Annotated in this window: 18 protein-coding genes; 1 reads left to right on the top strand and 17 read right to left on the bottom strand. The window is 45.3% G+C overall.

Annotated features, from left to right (window positions below; all coding sequences use genetic code 11):
• Positions 1-85: 85 nt before the first annotated feature.
• The 16 genes from C1A12_RS03075 to rpoE all read right to left on the bottom strand — a co-directional run bounded on the left by C1A12_RS03075 (position 86) and on the right by rpoE (position 15,220).
• Positions 86-403 (bottom strand): hypothetical protein, encoded by a 318-nt coding sequence (locus C1A12_RS03075; protein ID WP_101842376.1) that lies wholly within the window; start codon positions 401-403, stop codon positions 86-88.
• A 50-nt stretch (positions 404-453) separates the two neighbouring features.
• Positions 454-1,068 (bottom strand): stage II sporulation protein R, encoded by a 615-nt coding sequence (spoIIR, locus tag C1A12_RS03070; protein ID WP_101842375.1) that lies wholly within the window; start codon positions 1,066-1,068, stop codon positions 454-456.
• A gap of 56 nt (positions 1,069-1,124) precedes the next feature.
• The gene (gene prmC, locus C1A12_RS03065; RefSeq protein ID WP_235001517.1) at positions 1,125-1,964 is read right to left on the bottom strand and encodes a peptide chain release factor N(5)-glutamine methyltransferase; all 840 of its coding nucleotides are present in this window, start codon (positions 1,962-1,964) and stop codon (positions 1,125-1,127) included.
• A gap of 2 nt (positions 1,965-1,966) precedes the next feature.
• Positions 1,967-3,037, bottom strand: a complete 1,071-nt coding sequence (gene prfA / locus C1A12_RS03060; RefSeq protein ID WP_101842373.1) for a peptide chain release factor 1 — start codon at positions 3,035-3,037, stop codon at positions 1,967-1,969.
• A 76-nt stretch (positions 3,038-3,113) separates the two neighbouring features.
• Positions 3,114-3,509 carry a hypothetical protein gene (locus C1A12_RS03055; RefSeq protein ID WP_101842372.1) on the bottom strand — a complete coding sequence of 132 codons (396 nt, stop codon included), beginning with the start codon at positions 3,507-3,509 and terminating at the stop codon, positions 3,114-3,116.
• 61 nt (positions 3,510-3,570) lie between these two features.
• Positions 3,571-4,431 carry a dimethylarginine dimethylaminohydrolase family protein gene (locus C1A12_RS03050; RefSeq protein WP_101842371.1) on the bottom strand — a complete coding sequence of 287 codons (861 nt, stop codon included), beginning with the start codon at positions 4,429-4,431 and terminating at the stop codon, positions 3,571-3,573.
• 274 nt (positions 4,432-4,705) lie between these two features.
• Positions 4,706-5,326: a thymidine kinase gene (locus C1A12_RS03045; RefSeq protein WP_101843269.1), complete on the bottom strand. Its 621-nt coding sequence runs from the start codon at positions 5,324-5,326 to the stop codon at positions 4,706-4,708.
• Positions 5,327-5,801: 475 nt separating this feature from the next.
• Entirely contained in the window at positions 5,802-6,047 is a 246-nt protein-coding gene (locus C1A12_RS03040; RefSeq protein WP_101842370.1) for a type B 50S ribosomal protein L31, read from the bottom strand.
• Between the two features lie 147 nt (positions 6,048-6,194).
• Positions 6,195-7,496: a transcription termination factor Rho gene (gene rho / locus C1A12_RS03035; protein WP_101842369.1), complete on the bottom strand. Its 1,302-nt coding sequence runs from the start codon at positions 7,494-7,496 to the stop codon at positions 6,195-6,197.
• A 312-nt stretch (positions 7,497-7,808) separates the two neighbouring features.
• Entirely contained in the window at positions 7,809-8,774 is a 966-nt protein-coding gene (glpX, locus tag C1A12_RS03030) for a class II fructose-bisphosphatase (RefSeq protein WP_101842368.1), read from the bottom strand.
• A 335-nt stretch (positions 8,775-9,109) separates the two neighbouring features.
• Entirely contained in the window at positions 9,110-10,396 is a 1,287-nt protein-coding gene (locus C1A12_RS03025) for a UDP-N-acetylglucosamine 1-carboxyvinyltransferase (protein WP_101842367.1), read from the bottom strand.
• A 66-nt stretch (positions 10,397-10,462) separates the two neighbouring features.
• Positions 10,463-11,107: a fructose-6-phosphate aldolase gene (gene fsa, locus C1A12_RS03020; protein ID WP_101842366.1), complete on the bottom strand. Its 645-nt coding sequence runs from the start codon at positions 11,105-11,107 to the stop codon at positions 10,463-10,465.
• A gap of 100 nt (positions 11,108-11,207) precedes the next feature.
• Positions 11,208-12,071 (bottom strand): class II fructose-1,6-bisphosphate aldolase, encoded by an 864-nt coding sequence (gene fba, locus C1A12_RS03015; RefSeq protein WP_101842365.1) that lies wholly within the window; start codon positions 12,069-12,071, stop codon positions 11,208-11,210.
• Between the two features lie 165 nt (positions 12,072-12,236).
• Positions 12,237-12,608 (bottom strand): response regulator, encoded by a 372-nt coding sequence (locus C1A12_RS03010; RefSeq protein WP_101842364.1) that lies wholly within the window; start codon positions 12,606-12,608, stop codon positions 12,237-12,239.
• 292 nt (positions 12,609-12,900) lie between these two features.
• Entirely contained in the window at positions 12,901-14,502 is a 1,602-nt protein-coding gene (locus C1A12_RS03005; protein ID WP_101842363.1) for a CTP synthase, read from the bottom strand.
• A gap of 184 nt (positions 14,503-14,686) precedes the next feature.
• The gene (rpoE, locus tag C1A12_RS03000; protein ID WP_101843268.1) at positions 14,687-15,220 is read right to left on the bottom strand and encodes a DNA-directed RNA polymerase subunit delta; all 534 of its coding nucleotides are present in this window, start codon (positions 15,218-15,220) and stop codon (positions 14,687-14,689) included.
• A gap of 191 nt (positions 15,221-15,411) precedes the next feature.
• On the opposite strand from rpoE, the gene C1A12_RS02995 reads away from it, so the two are divergent.
• Positions 15,412-15,732 carry a hypothetical protein gene (locus tag C1A12_RS02995; protein WP_235001516.1) on the top strand — a complete coding sequence of 107 codons (321 nt, stop codon included), beginning with the start codon at positions 15,412-15,414 and terminating at the stop codon, positions 15,730-15,732.
• A 173-nt stretch (positions 15,733-15,905) separates the two neighbouring features.
• On the opposite strand, the gene icmF is transcribed toward C1A12_RS02995, so the two are convergent.
• Positions 15,906-19,154, bottom strand: a complete 3,249-nt coding sequence (gene icmF, locus C1A12_RS02990; RefSeq protein ID WP_101842362.1) for a fused isobutyryl-CoA mutase/GTPase IcmF — start codon at positions 19,152-19,154, stop codon at positions 15,906-15,908.
• Between the last annotated feature and the right edge of the window lie 5 nt (positions 19,155-19,159).

The raw sequence follows: 19,159 nt of genomic DNA, 5'->3' as shown, positions 1-19,159 counted from the left end.
ACTTGATTTTTTCGTTCGCTGAAAAATTATATATCCACAAGTTATCCACTGAATCCACTCAAAATGTGTATAACTTGGCGAGTTATCAACAATTCACGTGATACGTCCACAGGTGATCTTTTTTATCCTTTAGTTGAAACCGTTGATGAAGGAGCAGCGTATCGAGCTCCTGCGAATGGCTTTTTACTTGTATTTCGGGAATCTTTTCTTGTTCAATGTATTGCTGAATAAGTTCAAAAACATAGAGAATCCCTGTTTTAGTGACATTTCCATCTACTTGTAAATTTTTTAACCTTTTTACTCCGTTCCCTTGGTCACTTAAAATAAACCGACCGACTTCTTCCCGATCTTTTTTGATCACATACCGGCTTTCCTCACCAGCTTGAATTTGTTCTATATACATAGACACCCACCTTTCTTCTATTACTCTATGAAAGGCGGGGGATCGTTATGCTAGGACATTATATTATTCCAGATTTTTACGAGGAAGAATTCAACTTCCTGTTCTTCTTCTGTTTCGTCCACTTCATCTGTTTCTTCAGACTTCTCTTGCTCCTCTTCATCTACGCTCGTTCCATTGGAGAAATCAAGAAAGCACAGTGGCGGAAACAGCACGCACCACCAGTTATCCCCTTCCCCTTCACCCAATGTAATTAAAATAGCTTCGTATTCTCCGGCAGGATAAACATAAGAGCCGTACAGCTTCGTTGGAAATTCCACCTGCGAATCGTAATCTACCGAATACGACTGTTCCACACCTGAGTTTTTAACCGTTTCTGCAACAATTTGGTCGATTTCGTCCATACGCTCCTGTATTAAGCTGCGTGCCGCTTCAATTGAGGTCAAAGACTCTACCCATTCCGTAATCTCCGCATTCACTTCGTCGCGTACTTCCCGCTTTAATTGCTGTGCTTCCTGATCGTTGTTATCTGCTAGAATCCGCAGTCGAATCGCTTCGTCTGGAATAACCTGATATTGTGCCCCGTCTGCCTTTTCTTCTGTAGCTTTAAAGGTTAGGGTGGTGAAACATATTGTGGATAAAATAAGAATTATAATAGCGTTTTTCATAAAAAAATTCCCTCCCTGTTGATAACTATTGTGGGCAGGGGGGAATCTTTTTAAACCTATGAATCTAATATTGCAAAAATCATTCGGTCTTTCTGATTAATGTCTTGTTCGATAGTGACGTGATAGTTTACGAGCTGGCTGTGTATCATGTGTTTGACGGCCTGTCCCTGCTGATGCCCGATCTCAAGAGCGATCAATCTCGGCTTCTGGGTTCGGGCTGCGATTTGACGAACGATGGCTTCATAGGCTGCGAGTCCATCGTTATCAGCAAATAACGCAAGTTCAGGATCAAAATTTTTCACCGTATCCGCCAGCGGCTCATCGCGGGCGATGTAAGGGGGATTGGAAATCAGTACGTCAATGGTTTCTGTTTGCAGCGGCTGAAGAAAGTCGCCGCAGAACCATTCGATAGCCGCCTCATTCTTATCGGCATTCGTTTTTGCTGTAGCAACAGCCTGCTTGGAAATGTCCGTGGCAAGGGTACGCCGATTGGTTTCGAGCTGCAGGGTAATTGCGATAATGCCGCTTCCCGTTCCGATATCAGCGAGCACTTGATCGGACGGGAGCAGACGCTTGCGCACGCCTTCAATCAGCTCTTCCGTTTCGGGCCGCGGGATGAGTACATGCTCATTTACACAAAAGCGCCGCCCATAAAAATCAGCCTCGCCGATTAAATGTTGAACAGGAATGCCTGTTTCTGCATGCTCCCTGACGTGCTGCTTGTAAAGTTGGAGCTTGTCTTGCGGAAAAGGGTCCCGTTCATAGGCCATCAACATCGCCAGATTAAGATCGAGCAAGTCTTCAAGCAACAGATCAGCCACACGAGTTTCCCGGTTATGCTGTTTCAAAAAAAGAGAAGCCCAGCGGCGGGCTTCCTCAATCGTCGTTTGTTTCATCATTACTCACCAATAGACTCTAGTTTTTTCGTTTGTTCTTCAATTAGAAGAGCATCCAGAATTTGATCCAAGTTTCCTTGTAAAATCTGGTCGAGTTTCTGCAGAGTTAATCCGATACGGTGATCCGTCACACGAGTCTGCGGGAAGTTGTATGTGCGGATACGTTCAGATCGATCGCCTGTTCCTACAGCCGACTTACGGTTTTCATCGTATTTCGCCTGTTCTTCCTGCTGAAACTTGTCATAAATCCTTGCACGGAGCACCTTCATCGCTTTGTCTTTGTTCTTAATTTGAGACTTCTCATCCTGACAGGACACGACAATACCCGTCGGTTCATGCGTCAGACGAACGGCAGACATCGTCGTGTTTACACTTTGTCCACCCGGTCCGCTCGAAGCAAAGGTATCTACGCGGATGTCTTTATCGTGTACTTCGACTTCGACTTCTTCCGCTTCAGGCAGAACAGCTACCGTGGCCGTTGAAGTATGAATACGGCCGCCTGATTCCGTTTCCGGCACACGCTGAACACGGTGGGCTCCGTTCTCAAACTTCATTTTAGAATACGCACGGTCTCCCTGGACCATAAAGATAATCTCTTTGTATCCGCCGACTTCATTCGCCGTGGATTCAATGACTTCGGTCTTCCAGCCTTGAGATTCGGCGTATCTCGCGTACATCCGGTATAAGTCACCGGCAAACAAGGCAGCTTCGTCACCGCCTGCTGCTCCGCGAATTTCCATAATTACGTTTTTGTCGTCATTTGGATCACTAGGAAGCATTAGAATCTTCAAGCGTTCTTCCAGTTCTTTTTGACGGTCGGAAAGCTCACTGATTTCTTCTTTTACCATTTCTTCCATGTCGTCATCCATGCTGTCGCCAAGCATCGCTTTTGCATCGTCAAGCTGTTCGGCTACTTCTTTATACTCACGGTAAGCTGTAACAGTCTCTTCTAATCCTGCCTGCTCTTTTGAATACTCACGCAGTTTGTTTGTATCAGATATCACTTCTGGATCGCTTAAAAGTTCATTGAGCTTCTCATAGCGGTCCTCTAAGGTTTGTAAACGTTCGATCAATGGTATGCACCTCTTTCTCCATAACAGTACAATTATATTATAGAGAGGTTGCGGTTACAACCAAATCTGCCGATTCTTACTCAGACTTCACTTTTACCCGGACGTTATACTCAGGTACGGCATTTGAGACACGCTGTTCGATATTGTCTGTTAAGCGTTCGAGGTCTTCTTCATTAAGGTCCTCCATAAGACGAACGGTAACCCGTGCATTATCTGCATCTATAATGATGCGCTCTACGTCCACGCCGGGAATCGTCTGAGCCGCTTCCTTGATTTGCTGGCGATCCTCTTTAACGCCCCACGTCTCTCCTACTCGTTCAATCGAACGCGGATTCGTTGGTGTTGTGTTCGGTTCATCTTCCAAACCCATATTCATAATGTCCTGCCGGTTTGTATGGCCTTGAGACTCATCGAGATTTTGACCGCAGCCTGCGGCAAATATAATTAATAGTACTACTGCTGCTCGAAACATAATTTCACCTCTTCTCTTTTTCTCTAGTTTGACCGAGGAGAAGGTGATTATGCTTCACGCATTATGATTTTCGCGCAATCGGGAGTGTACAACAGCGGAACGCTCCACCGGATTTAATAATTTCCGATAGATCCACTTCTATAACAATAAAGCCGGCATCCTTCAGTTTTTGATTGACGTTTGTATTCTGTGGAAGGCTGATCACAAGCCTTTGGCCGATGGATAACACATTTGTTCCCAAGTAAAATTGTTCAGTCTCATCCACCTCAATACAGTCAAAGCTTTGCTTTAACCGTTTCGCGTCGTTTGCTTCGAGCGCAGGGGAATGAATGAGCGCTGTATGTTCATCTAAAATGTTGAATGCACAGTCCAGATGTAATATATCCTCCCTCAGCTTAATCGGTACAACTTCATAGGCAGGAAGCGCTTTTTGTAAATGCTCCACTGCCGCCATCGTCGTACGGCCGCTGATTCCGACATAAATCGTTCCATGATTAATAATCACATCCCCGCCTTCGATCGAAGGGCCGAATAAACGGGTGAAAGAGAGGTTCTCCTTTTCTAGAAAATCAAGCAGCGGGTTGACTTCTTCCTGGCGGAGTTCACTTTCCAGAGAGGCAACAAATACTTGATCTCCAATACAAAAACCAATATCTCTTGTAAAGACCTGCTCGTTTAATTTAGGACGGACTGGTAAGTATTCCACCTCGATGTTATTGCTCTCAAGCACTTTCACGAATTGCCTGTGCTGTTCCATTGCCCGGTCTACATTAATGTTTTCACTCTCGTAATGCTTCTGCGTTTCATTGATCACTTCTGTTATTTTCATGTGCTCAGGTTTACTAACGAGCACCTTCTTTAAGGCGTCATATTCATTCCGACACCCTTTGGACTGATTCGAATTCGCATTCTTCGTCTGCATCTTGATTCCTCCATCGCCCAGATTGTGTATTTCTTATATTTTCACATAAATGGACATACTCTAAACATCATTCATCCAACTTCTCTTTTTCTATCCCCTGAATATACAGCCTGGACACTTCTGAAGGCGAATGGGTGAGCCCTCTGGCTGTGATCCTGGAGTGGAGCAGTCTGGGTTGATGAGTATTCCCCATATTGAACCATTATACTATAAGGATATACACTTTAAGTAAATATAACAAACCCGCTCCTTTTCCAAGAAGCGGGCGTTGAACTTATTTATAACTTTCAGCGTGCGCCTTCACTTGCGCTTGCCTGGGCTTATTAGGAACTTCGTGGTGATGACGGCAGCGGGGCTCGTACGATTCAGAAGCACCTACTAAAATAATCGGATCATCATAAGAAGCAGGCTCCCCGTCAATCAGACGCTGCGTCCGGCTTGCAGGCGAACCACAAACCGGACAGATCGCATTCAGTTTCGTCACACTCTCACTGAGCGCCATCAATTCAGGAACCTTGCCAAACGGCTCCCCGCGAAAATCAGTATCCAGTCCAGCTACAATCACCCGAATGCCTCGGTCAGCCAGACACTCAACAACTTCAACAATATTTTCATCAAAAAACTGCACTTCATCGATGCCTACAATGTCAACAGAATCCCCGACTTCAGGAAGAATCGCCAATGACTCGCTGACCGGGCGGGCAAGGACAGAGGTTCCATTATGGGATACAATTGAATCCTCTTTGTAACGGTTGTCAATTGCCGGTTTGAACACACGAACAGACAAATTGCCATATGTAGCTCGTCGTACCCGACGGATGAGTTCCTCTGATTTTCCACTGAACATACTTCCACAGATGACTTCTACCCAACCACTTTGCTTCATTACATACACGTTCACTGCCGCTCCCTTCTCCTACTTCACACGTCACTAAAAAATCCTCTCCGGCCTATTTGCTGAAAGGATATCTATGTTTACTTTATCATTTTTCATTATGACCGAAGGAAGAGATCAGTACTCCCGTTTCCTCCGGTTTTCTTGTCTAGCACCAATAGGCAGGCCTTGGCATCATAAGCAACTCTATTAGGTGACATAAACCGCCACTGCATGGTTTTTGCTTGGGCGCTCAGGATGGGGTCCGTTCGATGTTGGCACACGCCCCACACGACGTGGGTCAGTTCAACGTTGCCACAGGATGTGGTGAATTTAGTCGAACTTCTTCACCTCATTAAGTCGAACTTCCTCTCATTAAAGCTGAACGCTCGCCTCTGCTTTTCTTTTTACTAACAAAAAACAGGCAAAGGGTTGATATTTGCCTGTTTTTGTTCAAAATTATGCAATGGCTTCCTGCTGGGGAAGCCATTCATTATTATGAAAGGTTATATTTTTTCTTAAAGCGATCAACACGGCCGCCAGCTTTGTCAGCTTTCTGCTTGCCTGTGTAGAACGGATGAGACTCTGAACTAATCTCAACACGGATCAATGGGTACGTGTTACCGTCTTCCCACTCAATCGTTTCGTCAGATGATTTAGTAGATCCGCTTAGAAACTTGAAATCAGAACTTGTGTCTAGAAATACCACTTTGCGGTATTCTGGATGAATTCCCTCTTTCATGTTCTTCCACTCCTTTTTGCCCTGAATCATTCTGAAACAGAGTTATTGTAAGAGCCTTCGAAGGTTAGTCGTTACACCTTTTACTAAAACTCACATAGAAAGATTATATCAGCACTGTATTATCAATGCAACAGCTTAGACGGATTATTATTTTCTAGTTCCTGCCTTTGCCGGTTTGTTTTGTTTTCCCTGCATATCCTGATCCATCAGCTCGAAAAACTCTTCATTGTTCTTCGACGCACGCAGGCGGCGGAGAAAACGATCTGCAAAATCGTGGGAATCAGACATCGTTTTTCGGATCGCCCAGATCTTATCGAGTTCAGCTTTAGGAAGCAGAAGCTCTTCTTTTCTTGTTCCTGAGCGAACGATATCGATCGCCGGGAAAATACGGCGCTCGGCCAGACTGCGGTCGAGGTGCAGCTCCATGTTGCCTGTTCCTTTAAACTCTTCGTAAATGACATCATCCATGCGCGAACCTGTATCAACAAGCGCTGTCGCTAAAATGGTTAAGCTACCGCCTTCTTCAATGTTACGAGCCGCTCCGAAGAATCGTTTCGGACGGTGAAATGCTGCAGGATCAATACCGCCTGACAGCGTACGGCCGCTTGGCGGGATGACTAAGTTGTAGGCGCGAGCAAGGCGGGTGATACTGTCCATTAACACAATCACGTCGCTCTTATGCTCGACCAATCGCATCGCGCGTTCAAGGACAAGTTCAGCAACTTTAATATGGTTTTCCGGCACTTCGTCGAACGTTGAACTTACAACGTCCACATCCGGTGCAACAGAACGCTCAATATCCGTTACCTCTTCCGGGCGCTCATCGACGAGCAAGATAATGAGCTTGGCGTCGGGGTGGTTCGTTGTAATGCTGTTGGCCATTTGTTTTAAAAGCATTGTCTTTCCTGCTTTTGGCGGGGCTACGATTAATCCACGCTGCCCGTACCCGACAGGTGCCATAATGTCCATAATTCGAGTAGAAAGCTTTTTAGTTTCCGTTTCCAGTGTCATTTTACGGTCCGGATACAGCGGAGTCAGCGCTGGAAAGTGGACACGCTCCTTCGCTGTTTCCGGGTTGTCTCCGTTTACGGCGTCGACATGCAGCAATCCGTAATAGCGTTCGTTTTCTTTAGGCGGGCGGACTTTTCCTGAAACTTTATCTCCATTTCTTAAATCGAATCTACGAATTTGAGAAGCGGAAATGTAAATATCTTCTGCACTTGGAGAATAGTTAATAGGTCGTAAGAATCCAAATCCTTCTGAAGAAATGATTTCAAGAATCCCATCCATAAATAAGAAACCGTCTTTCTCTGCCTGTGCTTTTAAAATCGCAAAAATCAACTCCCGTTTTGTTAGCTTTGCATAATAGGAAACTTTGAATTGCTTAGCTAAAGCGTAGAGTTTTTTCAAGGTCATCGTCTCTAAACTTGAAATTGTTACATCTGACACATAATCACCACTTTTATTTATTTTTTCCTGTAGATTGTTTACCTGAGCTGTCTACAATACATCGATCCTGTTGATTCTTCGATTGGATTGATAGACGTGAAGATAGTTTGTGAAGGTAAATGAAGTCTGCAGAGGGTTACGTCGCTAAACTTTACTTCTAAGAAACACTATACATTGTACAACTTGTTTAGATATGGATTCAAGAATTTTTATCAGGCAGGTGAAATCGGGAGAAAAGAAAAAGGGAAGAAGACCAGATTGGCTCTGGTCTTTACGGTATACCCTTTTTGCAGAAAAAATATAACTGCTTATTTATTTAATTACTAGATTCGGTTTCTTCTTCAAACTGTGATCGCCATCGATAAATCTAACGGTTCCGGACTTCGCTCTCATTACGAGCGTCTGGGTTGTTGCTTTTTGTCCTTTAAATTGAACACCTTGTAAAAGTTCGCCGTCGGTTACGCCTGTTGCTGCAAATATAGCGTCGTCTCCCCCTACAAAGTCATCCATATAAAGCACACGATTTAAGTCATCGATCCCCATTTCTTTACAGCGTTCCAGCTCTTCATCGTTCGAAGGAATCAGCTTTCCTTGAATTTCCCCTCCGAGGCATTTTAAAGCAACCGCTGCAAGCACTCCTTCAGGGGCTCCGCCCGAACCAAATAAGATATCGACACCCGTATCGTCGAAAGCCGTATTAATGGCTGCGGCCACGTCGCCATCAGGAATCAGCTTGATTCGAGCGCCCGCTTCGCGGATTTCTTCAATAATGCCCTGGTGCCGTTTACGGTTAAGAACGGTAGCTACTACATCTTCTACATCTTTATTTTTCGCTTGAGCCACGGCGGCTAAATTGTCGGCGATCGAGGCGTTAATATCAACTTTACCTACCGACTCTGGACCAACAGCAATTTTATCCATATACATGTCAGGCGCATGTAAAAGCTGTCCGTGATCGGCAATGGCAATTACCGCTAACGCGTTCCATGTTCCTTCGGCGACGATATTCGTGCCTTCGAGTGGATCTACCGCAACATCAACGCGCGGCCCAAAACCATTTCCAAGCCTCTCCCCTATGTACAGCATCGGGGCTTCGTCCATTTCGCCTTCACCAATAACAACTGTTCCTTTCATCGGAATCGTATCGAAGACGTCTCGCATGGCAGAGGTGGCTGCGTCATCAGCCTCTTCTTTTTTTCCTCTTCCCATCCAACGGGCAGACTTGAGTGCTGCTGCTTCTGTGACTCTTACTAATTCCATCGATAAACTTCTTTCCATGGTTCTCTCCCCATTCTGCAAGAAAAAATTTTATCTATTCCATTGGCAACTGTGGTGATGGCGGTACCAGGTACACAAGGGCCTTGTGGGGTTCATGGATGTGATAGAGAGTTTGTGTACCTGGTACCGGGTGCTTTATTGGTTATATAGTGCTTTGATGGTGGATAGTATAGGCCTTTAATGATGGTTGCTGCTTTTTGGCTGCGGCTGTTTTTAGTGCGTTGATGGTGGTACCAGGTACACAAGGGCCTTGTGGGGTTCATGGATGTGAAAGAGAGTTTGTGTACCTAGTGCTTTGTTGGTTATATAGTGCTTTGCTGGTACCAGTTTTGTCTTTAAGAGTTTTGGAATTGCTCTACTTCTTCTTTGGACATTTCTTCGTACCAGATGTTGGCGCCTAGTTCGATTAGTTTGTTTGTGATGTTTTCATAGCCTCTCTCGATGTGATCGACGCCTGTAATTTCGGTGATGCCTTCGGCCATTAAGCCTGCGATCACAAGGGCCGCGCCGGCTCGAAGGTCAGATGCTTTTACTTTGGCTCCTTCAAGCTTGGAAGGTCCGGCTACAATAGCGGATCCGCCTTCTACTTTAATCGAAGCGTTCATTCTTCTTAACTCGTCGATGTGCTTAAAGCGGGCCTGATAAATTGTATCGGTGACCACGCCTGTGCCTGAAGCTTTCGTAAGCAGAGTAGTAAAGGGCTGCTGAAGGTCGGTTGGAAACCCTGGATAGACCAGCGTTTTAATATCAACACTTTTCAATGCGGACCCTGGCTTTACATAGAGCTGTTCATCGTTTTCTTCGATGGTCACTCCCATTTCACGAAGCTTGGCCAGTAATGATTCAAGGTGCTGGGGAATGACGTTATCAATAATCATTTCCTCGCCTTGAGCTGCGGCCATAATCGTATAAGTTCCGGCTTCAATTCGATCTGGAATAATGGTGTGAAGACAGCCTTTCAGCTCTTCTACCCCTTCAATGCGGATAACGTCTGTACCGGCTCCTTTTATCTTCGCGCCCATACTCGTCAGCAAGGTGGCCACGTCAATAATTTCCGGCTCTTTCGCAGCGTTTTCAATCACGGTACGGCCTTTTGCCCTCACGGCAGCCAGCATAATATTAATAGTGGCTCCCACACTGACGACATCCAAATAAATTCGTGCGCCCCGAAGCTCTTCGGCTCTTAAATAAATCGCGCCTTGTTCATTTGTCACTTCAGCACCTAACGCTTCAAAGCCTTTAATGTGCTGGTCAATCGGTCTTGGGCCTAAATGGCAGCCGCCCGGTAAACCAATAACGGCTTTCTTAAAACGGCCAAGCATCGCTCCCATAAAATAGTAAGAAGCTCTTAATTTCTTCACGCGGCCGTTGGGAAGGGGCATCGAAATCATCTCAGACGGGTCAATTTCGACCGTCTGTCCATCTTTATGGACTGTACCTCCGATTTCCTCCAATAACTCTGACAGGGTCTGCACATCAGATATATTAGGAAGCCCTTCAATAGTTACTTTTGAATTCGCCAAAATCGCTGCCGGAAGTAAAGCTACAGCACTGTTCTTCGCTCCGCTGACGCGAACTTGTCCGCGCAGGGGTGTACCGCCTTCTACTAAAAGTTTTTTCATGAGTAACTCCTCACTTTAAGGTAAAGATTCTGACCTTAGTGTATGCATGTTTTTCCAATTGACTCGTTACTTTTGATTATTCCAGTCATTTAAGAATTTTTCAATACCCTGATCAGTGAGCGGATGCTTGACAATCTGCTCGAAAAGTTTAAATGGTACAGTAGCGATATGGGCACCGTTTATAGCTGCTTCCGTAAGGTGGACAGGGTGTCGGACAGATGCTGCAATGATCTCCGAGTCAATCGCATGGCGGTCGAAAATCTCTGCAATTTGAGCAATTAGCTCTACCCCGTTATGTCCAATATCGTCCAAACGACCTAAGAAAGGAGAAACGTAGGAAGCACCGGCACGTGCAGCAAGAAGGGCTTGATTGGCTGAGAAAATTAACGTGACATTTGTTTTAATGTTCAATTCGCTTAATGCTTTCACAGCTTTTAAGCCTTCCAGTGTCATCGGTACTTTGACCGTAATGTTAGGAGCAATGGCGGCCAGTTCCTTTGCTTCCTTCAGCATACCCTCTGCATCGAGAGAGATGACTTCCGCACTGACAGAGCCTTCTGTTACTTCATTTGTAATTTCTCGTAGACGATCGTGAAAAGAGACTCCCTCTTTCGCTACTAAACTCGGATTCGTGGTTACCCCATCAAGCAGACCAAGAGCATTGGCTTCTTTAATCTCTGAAATATTAGCTGAATCAATAAAAAATTTCATTACTAATCCTCTCCCTGGATAAAAATTTTGTTATATGTTTGCGTTTTCATATATGTTGAAAAGGAAACCGCTACGTCGTAACGGCTTCCTCTCTGGATCATTATGCTTTTTGTGAAGAACCGAACTCACGCATTTTACCAATGACCGTTTCTTTGATCGCGTCACGACCAGGTCCAAGGTATTTACGCGGGTCATACTGCTCCGGCTGATCAGCAAGCACTTGACGCACTGCTTTCCCTTGAGCAATTTGGTTTTCAGTGTTTACGTTAATTTTCGCTGTACCGAAAGAAATGGCTTTCTTAATGTCATCCGTAGGAATTCCTGTACCGCCGTGAAGGACAAGAGGCTTGTCCACAAGACCCATGATTTCTTCCATACGGTCGAATCCAAGGTTTGGCTCCCCTTTATAAGGTCCGTGTACAGAACCAAGAGCCGGGGCAAATACATCAACATCTGTCTGGTCAACAAGCTGTTTACACTCAGACGGAATCGCGTAAGCCGCTTCTGCGTCATCAACGATAAGGTCGTCTTCCTGTCCGCCTACACGGCCAAGCTCTGCTTCCACAGACACACCATGGATGTGAGCAAGCTCTACGACTTTTTTAGTAACAGCAATGTTCTCTTCAAGAGGATCGTGGGATGCGTCGATCATCACAGAAGTGAAACCAGCATGAATGGCTTCCGCACACTTCTGGAAGCTGGAACCGTGATCTAAGTGAATCGCTACAGGAACAGTTGTACCGTAGGACTCCATAAGGGATTTAACCATTGCAACGACAACGTTAAAGCCTCCCATATAACGACCAGCACCTTCAGATACCCCAAGGATAACTGGTGATTGCTCTTCTTCAGCAGCCTGAAGAATCGCTTGAGCGTATTCTAAGTTGTTAAGGTTAAACTGTCCTACTCCGTAGCGTTCTTCCTTAGCTTTTTCTAGCATTTCTTTCATTGAAACTAACGGCATGAAAGATCCTCCTTTAAATAATGTATCTTATCTATTACCAACATATATTTGTACTTCTGAAACAAAAATATGTCATGTAAGCTGATGTACAGTATAAGAATACCAATACCCTTAAGCTGGTGCAACATCAATCAGGATAGATAACGCTTTCATGCCAAAAAAAGATTATGATTCCTTTTCAGAAATGGTTTTTGCTACTAATTCTCTCATCATATGGATATCAAATGGTTTTGGGACTATGTCTTTCACAAAGGGGTAACCTGTATGCTCCTGAATCGAACTGGGGGAGAGCCCCGTCATGATCAGAACGGGCTGGTGGATGTTTTGATCGTTAAAATACTTAAGCACCTCGTCTCCGCTCATCATTGGTAGTCTATAATCCATTAAGATAAGATCTGGATGATGTTCTATCGCTTCTTCACATGCCTGTTTCCCTGTTTTTGCTGTAATGATCTCATAGCCGTCGCCTTTCAGCAGTTCCTCAAGCAACATGCGTATGCCTGGTTGGTCGTCTACTACGAGTACTTTGTTTCCCATCTTTATTTCACTACCTTTCCATTAAACATGCAACTCCTATACCCATTAAGTCTTTTGGTCTGTATTTCTACATTTCCCTACCATAATCCTTCATTTTTTTAAAAAAAGTGAGAAGTGTGAAAGAAATTCTCGTATGTTTCGACGCCATTCGTTTCTATATCATACAGTTGTCCCCCATTCATATCGGGACAGACTGGGTATATTTTATCAGCGAATATCATCTTTGATCTTATAGAAAAAACTGCCTTAAAAGTTAAGCGCGCGTTCGCAAAACTCTTAAGACAGTATTAAATTACTTCGTATTCATTACAGCTCCGATAAAGCCGTGGAAAAGCTGCTGCGGGCGTTCCGGACGGGATTTAAATTCCGGGTGGAACTGGCTGGCCACGAACCATGGATGATCTTCAACTTCAATGATCTCCACAAGCCGGCCGTCAGGACTCGTACCAGAGAAAATAAATCCGTTCTCCTCCATCTGCTCGCGATAGTGATTGTTAAACTCAAAACGGTGACGATGACGTTCGTACACCACTTCTTCTCCATATGCCTCCATCGCTTTTGTTCCGTGTTTTAAGCGAGACGGGTAGATGCCAAGGCGAAGAGTGCCGCCAAGGTCCGAGATTTCCTTCTGTTCTGGAAGCAGGTCAATAATCGGATGCGGTGTAGATGGGTCAATTTCTGCAGAGTGAGCGCCTGTAAGACCTAATTGATAGCGCGCAAATTCTACCGTCGCCAGCTGCATGCCTAAACATATGCCGAGGAACGGTACTTTTTGTTCGCGGGCATAGCGAATGGCCTGAATCTTACCTTCTATCGCACGATCACCGAATCCGCCTGGGACAAGGATACCGTCAACGTCAGCTAACTGTTCAGACACATTTTCCTCCGTTACGTTCTCAGAGTTCACCCATTTTATTTCCACATCAGCATCGTAGCTGTAGCCGGCATGCTTTAATGCTTCAACTACGGAAATATAGGCATCCGGAAGTTCAACATATTTTCCGACAAGGCCGATTGTCGCCTTTTCTTTTAAGTTTTTCACACGTTTGACGAGCTCGTTCCACTCCGTCATATCCGCCGGCTCGGTTTGCAGCCCAAAATGCTCACATGTAATATCATCAAGTTTCTGCTCCTGCAGTGTCATCGGCACATCATACAGCGTATCGGCATCTCCCGCTTCAATAACAGCACGCTTGTTAATGTCACAGAAGAGAGCAATTTTTTCCTTCATGTCTTCTGAGATCTCCATTTCGGTACGAAGGACGATCACATCAGGCTGGATTCCTAATGAACGCAGTTCCTTTACACTGTGTTGAGTCGGCTTTGTCTTCATTTCACCGGCTGCTTTCAAATACGGCACAAGCGTACAGTGCAGGTACATAACATGCTCGCGGCCGATATCGCTCTTAATTTGACGAATCGCTTCAAGGAATGGCAGTGATTCGATGTCCCCTACCGTTCCTCCAATTTCTGTAATGACGACGTCAGCATTGGTTTCGTGTCCAGCGCGGAATACACGGTCTTTTATTTCGTTCGTAATGTGCGGAATGACCTGGACCGTGCCGCCAAGGTAATCCCCGCGTCGTTCTTTCTTGATGACGTTGGAATACACCTTACCAGTGGTTACATTGCTGAATTTATTTAAATTAATATCGATAAAGCGCTCATAGTGCCCGAGGTCCAGATCCGTTTCCGCCCCATCATCCGTTACAAACACTTCCCCGTGCTGGTAAGGGCTCATCGTCCCCGGATCGACGTTAATATATGGGTCAAACTTCTGGATCGTTACTTTCAAGCCGCGGTTTTTTAGCAAGCGGCCAAGAGATGCTGCTGTGATCCCTTTTCCTAAAGACGAGACGACGCCGCCTGTTACAAAGATGTATTTTGTTGCCATGGAGTATCCCTCTTTCTACTGATTTCATTTGGTTGGCTATTCGATCTATTGAAAAAGAACATAGCTTTAGTATGTCTCATAGAAAAAACAAAAAACGCTCCCCACGATCGGGGAGCGTTAGTAACGTTCAAAAAATTAAAGAGCCCAAATAAAATAATACTCATTCAGCCTTTGAAAGTCAACCTTAGGATTCGTCTTCCTCGTCTTCTTCACCGATGAAGCTGACATCATTCTCCACGATTTCTTCTTCCTCTTCATCAAGATCGTCTTCATCGTAATCGCCCTCGAAACCATCGTCATCATCAAGGTCAAGATCTTCATCCGTCAGCTCAATCTCTTCAAGGCTTTCGTCTTCATCATCGTAACCTTCAACACCAAGCTCATCTTCAAGCAGCTTGGAAGGCTTCTTCTTTTTCTTCTTCTTGCGCTTCTGAGGAAGAGCAGCGATCTCCTCCTCTAACTGCTCCACAGGATACCAGTTTTTTAATCCCCAGCGGTTGGTTCCAATGGTCATAAAGCTGCCGTCTAAGTTTAAATCTGTATAGAATTGTGCGATATATTCTTCTTTCTGTGATTCACTGAAGTTTTTAAGATCAGCGATTTGTTCAAAGATATCGTTGAAATCTTTCGCTTCTCTTTCTTCTTCTAAAATGATCGTAGCCAGCCGAATCATTGAAATTTCTTCAATTTGGTCTTTACTTAATTCTTTAATCGTCACGATCTCAAGCACTCCTTTAATCATTCTCATGCACGCAACAGGCAGACGAATGACTTATAATCATACCCCTCATTATATGGTTAGCTTTAACAAAAATCAATCTTTCTATATAGGAATAGATGATCTTATTTGGTGGTAATGCAATTTTAGCGTAAAATAAGAGCAGCATGACCATAAAGGAGAGTTGATTGATGCTGAAAGAACACCCTTTTAATTGGATTGCCAGCTCCATCGTAATTATCGCTGTATGTATCTGGCTTTATATGAACTTCGGCTATATATATGAAGAACATTTGACGGAAGCCACTCTTGAAGACAAAAGCCATCATGACGAAAGCTACTACGTGACGATCGAAGGTGAAGAAATCGTCGTTGAGGATGAAAGCCTGTGGCTGGTGCTTGAAGAGAATGAAGAGTATGAAGTCACCTATGAATGGTACGGCCAAAAACAGCCGTACATAGTAGATATTAATCAAGCGCACGACGACGATGCGGTCGGCGGAGGACACTAAAGCGAGCTTCTTTTTTAGAAAGCTCGTTTTTATTTTACTAATTAACAGGAGCACGGTTCCGTTACTTTGAATAGAGAAAGTGGGAAGGAAAAAGGGTCGTTTTCCCCACCCTTTTCGTTTCCTTAGGCAGCGGAACTATATAAAAACCCGCCGTTAGGGTGGCGGGTGATTGGTTACATATTACGGCGGTATTGGCCGCCCACTTCATATAAGGCATTCGTAATCTGACCAAGACTTGCGACCTTCACTGTCTCCATCAATTCAGCAAAAATGTTCCCCCCGCCGCTTGCAACCTCCTGCAGGCGTTTAAGGGCAGCATCTGCTTCTGTTTCATTCGATTTCTGGAAGCTGCGCAGCTCTTTAATTTGATGCTCTTTTTCTTCTTTAGAAGCACGCGTCAATTCCATGGAGTCGATCTGCTCTTCCGAAGGCGGATTCGGATTCAAGTACGTATTGACCCCGATAATTGGCAGTTCGCCGGAATGCTTCTTCCCTTCATAATATAAGGATTCTTCTTGAATTTTCCCACGCTGGTATTGACGTTCCATAGCGCCTAAAACCCCGCCGCGGTCGTTAATTCTTTCAAACTCCTGAAGGACTGCTTCCTCAACAAGATCCGTGAGTTCACGAATAATATAGGAGCCCTGCAGCGAGTTCTCGTTTTTCGTCAAGCCGAACTCTTTGCTGATAATCATCTGGATCGCCATCGCACGGCGCACTGATTCCTGTGAAGGCGTTGTGATCGCTTCGTCATAGGAGTTTGTGTGAAGCGAGTTACAGTTATCCTGAATTGCAATCAGGGCCTGCAGTGTCGTACGGATATCGTTAAAGTCGATTTCCTGTGCGTGCAGCGAGCGTCCGGACGTTTGGATGTGATACTTCAGCTTCTGGCTGCGCTCATTGGCGCCGTATTTATTCTTCATCACGATCGCCCAAATCCGGCGTGCTACACGGCCAAGCACGGTGTATTCTGGATCAAGGCCGTTTGAGAAGAAAAAGGAAAGGTTCGGCGCGAATTTGTTAATATCCATGCCGCGACTTAAGTAGTATTCCACGTACGTAAAGCCGTTTGCCAATGTGAACGCGAGCTGAGTGATCGGATTGGCCCCGGCTTCGGCAATGTGATAGCCGGAAATCGAGACGGAATAGTAGTTGCGCACTTCATGATCAATGAAGTACTGCTGAATATCCCCCATCATCCGCAGCGCGAACTCCGTTGAGAAAATGCACGTATTCTGTCCCTGGTCTTCTTTTAAGATATCGGCCTGGACGGTTCCGCGGACGACGTGAATCGTATCTTCTTTAATTTGTGCCGCTTCTTTTGCATTTGGCTCCCGGCCATTTTCTTCTGTGAATTTGTTCAGCTGCTGATCAATTGCTGTATTAAAAAACATCGCCAGAATGATCGGAGCCGGACCGTTAATCGTCATCGATACAGAGGTGGTCGGATTCACAAGGTCAAATCCGGCGTACAGTTTTTTCATATCCTCAAGCGTACAAATGTTCACGCCGCTTTCTCCGACTTTCCCGTAAATATCGGGACGCTCATTGGGATCTTCCCCGTATAAAGTCACCGAGTCAAAGGCCGTACTCAAGCGTTTGGCGTCATCCCCTTCTGATAAATAGTGGAAGCGGCGATTCGTTCGCTCCGGTGTTCCTTCGCCGGCAAACTGACGCTTTGGATCCTCTCCTTTTCGTTTAAATGGAAATACACCGGTCGTAAACGGAAAGGCGCCCGGTACGTTTTCCTGCATAAGCCAGAGCAGCCGGTCGCCCCAGTCGTGATAGTTAGGAAGCGCAACCTTCGGAATCTTTAAGCCGGACAAGCTTTCGGTCGTAATGTCCATCTTGATCTCTTTACCACGGACTTTATATGTGTACGTATCTCCGCTGTAGCGCTCATGCAGATCATCCCAATCGTTTAACAGAGCAGTAGCTTCGCGGTCAAGTTTATCTTCATAATCCTCAATCAGCCGCTCGATGCTTTCTTTTTGTTCCTCATCTTCAAGCAGAGCGACGGTCCCCTTCAACTGATACAGTTTCCTGGCCTGCTCCGCCTGATCTCCTGCATGCTTATGGTAGTCGCGGACAGCCAGAGCTATATCACGCAAATACTGCTTACGGTCATTTGGAATGATAACATTCTGCTTCTCTACTTTATCGACGCGCTCAAGTGATGTCCCATCCTGCCAGCCGTAGTCTTCATTTAGTTTATCAACGATTCCGGCGAAAAGAGTGTTTGTTCCTGGATCATTAAACTGACTGGCAATTGTTCCATATACAGGGAACTTGGATGAGTCTTCATGAAACAGCATGTGACTGCGTTCATACTGTTTACGCACTTGATTTAATGCATCCTCTGAACCTTTTTGTTCGAACTTATTAATAACGAGGAAATCGGCAAAATCGATCATGTCGATCTTTTCAAGCTGAGAAGGAGCACCGAATTCAGCTGTCATCACATACATCGAAAGGTCAGTAACATCTGTGATGGCGGCATCCCCCTGCCCGATCCCGCTCGTTTCGACAATAATGAAATCCATACCGGCTGCTTTCATCACCTGAATGGATTCTTCTACGGCAGAAGACAGTTCGGATCTTGCTTCTCTCGTCGCCAGTGACCGCATGTAAACACGGGGATTAAAGATCGCATTCATGCGAATCCGGTCGCCAAGCAGCGCACCACCGGTTTTCTTTTTCGTCGGATCGACAGACAGGATACCGATTTTCTTATCAGGAATTTCGTTAAGGAAACGGCGGATCAGCTCATCAGTGAGTGAGCTTTTTCCTGCCCCTCCCGTTCCTGTAATCCCGAGTACAGGAATGTTATGGTCCACCGAATCCTTTAAAGCGCTTTCAAAAGTGGCTACAGCTTCCCGCTCGGCTTTCGGGTTATTCTCTACATACGTAATAAACCGCGCAATAGATTGATGGTCGCCTTTTGTTAAATCAGCAACAGCTTCTTCTACATTTTGAAGCGGCGGCAGGAAGTCGCACTCTTCCATCATCATATTAATCATGCCCTGCAGGCCCCGCTCCCTTCCATCTTCAGGAGAGAAAACACGTGCGACGCCATACTCGTGCAGTTCTTTAATTTCTCGTGGAATAATGACTCCGCCTCCGCCGCCATAAACGCGAATGTGTCCTGCTCCCTTTTCACGCAGCAAATCGACCATATATTTGAAATACTCAACGTGACCGCCTTGATAAGAAGAAATCGCAATTCCCTGCACATCCTCCTGAATAGCAGCATTTACGACATCCTCCACCGAGCGGTTATGACCAAGGTGGATCACTTCTGCTCCAGTAAATTGAAGAATGCGGCGCATAATGTTAATCGATGCGTCATGCCCGTCAAATAAACTGGATGCTGTCACAAACCGGATCGGATGCTTTGATTGATACACATGTGGCTTTTCCATGAAAG

The organism is Halobacillus sp. Marseille-P3879, assembly GCF_900240285.1.
Lineage (GTDB): Bacteria > Bacillota > Bacilli > Bacillales > Halobacillaceae > Halobacillus_A.
This window is presented reverse-complemented; position numbering and strand designations above follow the sequence as displayed.

Coding starts and splice junctions, on each gene's coding strand:
- fba (WP_101842365.1), bottom strand. CDS start 12,071: ATGCCGTTAGTTTCAATGAAAGAAATGCTAGAAAAAGCTAAGGAAGAA.
- C1A12_RS02995 (WP_235001516.1), top strand. CDS start 15,412: ATGCTGAAAGAACACCCTTTTAATTGGATTGCCAGCTCCATCGTAATT.
- C1A12_RS03055 (WP_101842372.1), bottom strand. CDS start 3,509: ATGTTTCGAGCAGCAGTAGTACTATTAATTATATTTGCCGCAGGCTGC.
- C1A12_RS03050 (WP_101842371.1), bottom strand. CDS start 4,431: ATGCAGACGAAGAATGCGAATTCGAATCAGTCCAAAGGGTGTCGGAAT.
- C1A12_RS03075 (WP_101842376.1), bottom strand. CDS start 403: ATGTATATAGAACAAATTCAAGCTGGTGAGGAAAGCCGGTATGTGATC.
- C1A12_RS03005 (WP_101842363.1), bottom strand. CDS start 14,502: ATGGCAACAAAATACATCTTTGTAACAGGCGGCGTCGTCTCGTCTTTA.
- fsa (WP_101842366.1), bottom strand. CDS start 11,107: ATGAAATTTTTTATTGATTCAGCTAATATTTCAGAGATTAAAGAAGCC.
- icmF (WP_101842362.1), bottom strand. CDS start 19,154: ATGGAAAAGCCACATGTGTATCAATCAAAGCATCCGATCCGGTTTGTG.
- spoIIR (WP_101842375.1), bottom strand. CDS start 1,068: ATGAAAAACGCTATTATAATTCTTATTTTATCCACAATATGTTTCACC.
- prmC (WP_235001517.1), bottom strand. CDS start 1,964: ATGAAACAAACGACGATTGAGGAAGCCCGCCGCTGGGCTTCTCTTTTT.
- C1A12_RS03040 (WP_101842370.1), bottom strand. CDS start 6,047: ATGAAAGAGGGAATTCATCCAGAATACCGCAAAGTGGTATTTCTAGAC.
- glpX (WP_101842368.1), bottom strand. CDS start 8,774: ATGGAAAGAAGTTTATCGATGGAATTAGTAAGAGTCACAGAAGCAGCA.
- C1A12_RS03010 (WP_101842364.1), bottom strand. CDS start 12,608: ATGGGAAACAAAGTACTCGTAGTAGACGACCAACCAGGCATACGCATG.
- C1A12_RS03025 (WP_101842367.1), bottom strand. CDS start 10,396: ATGAAAAAACTTTTAGTAGAAGGCGGTACACCCCTGCGCGGACAAGTT.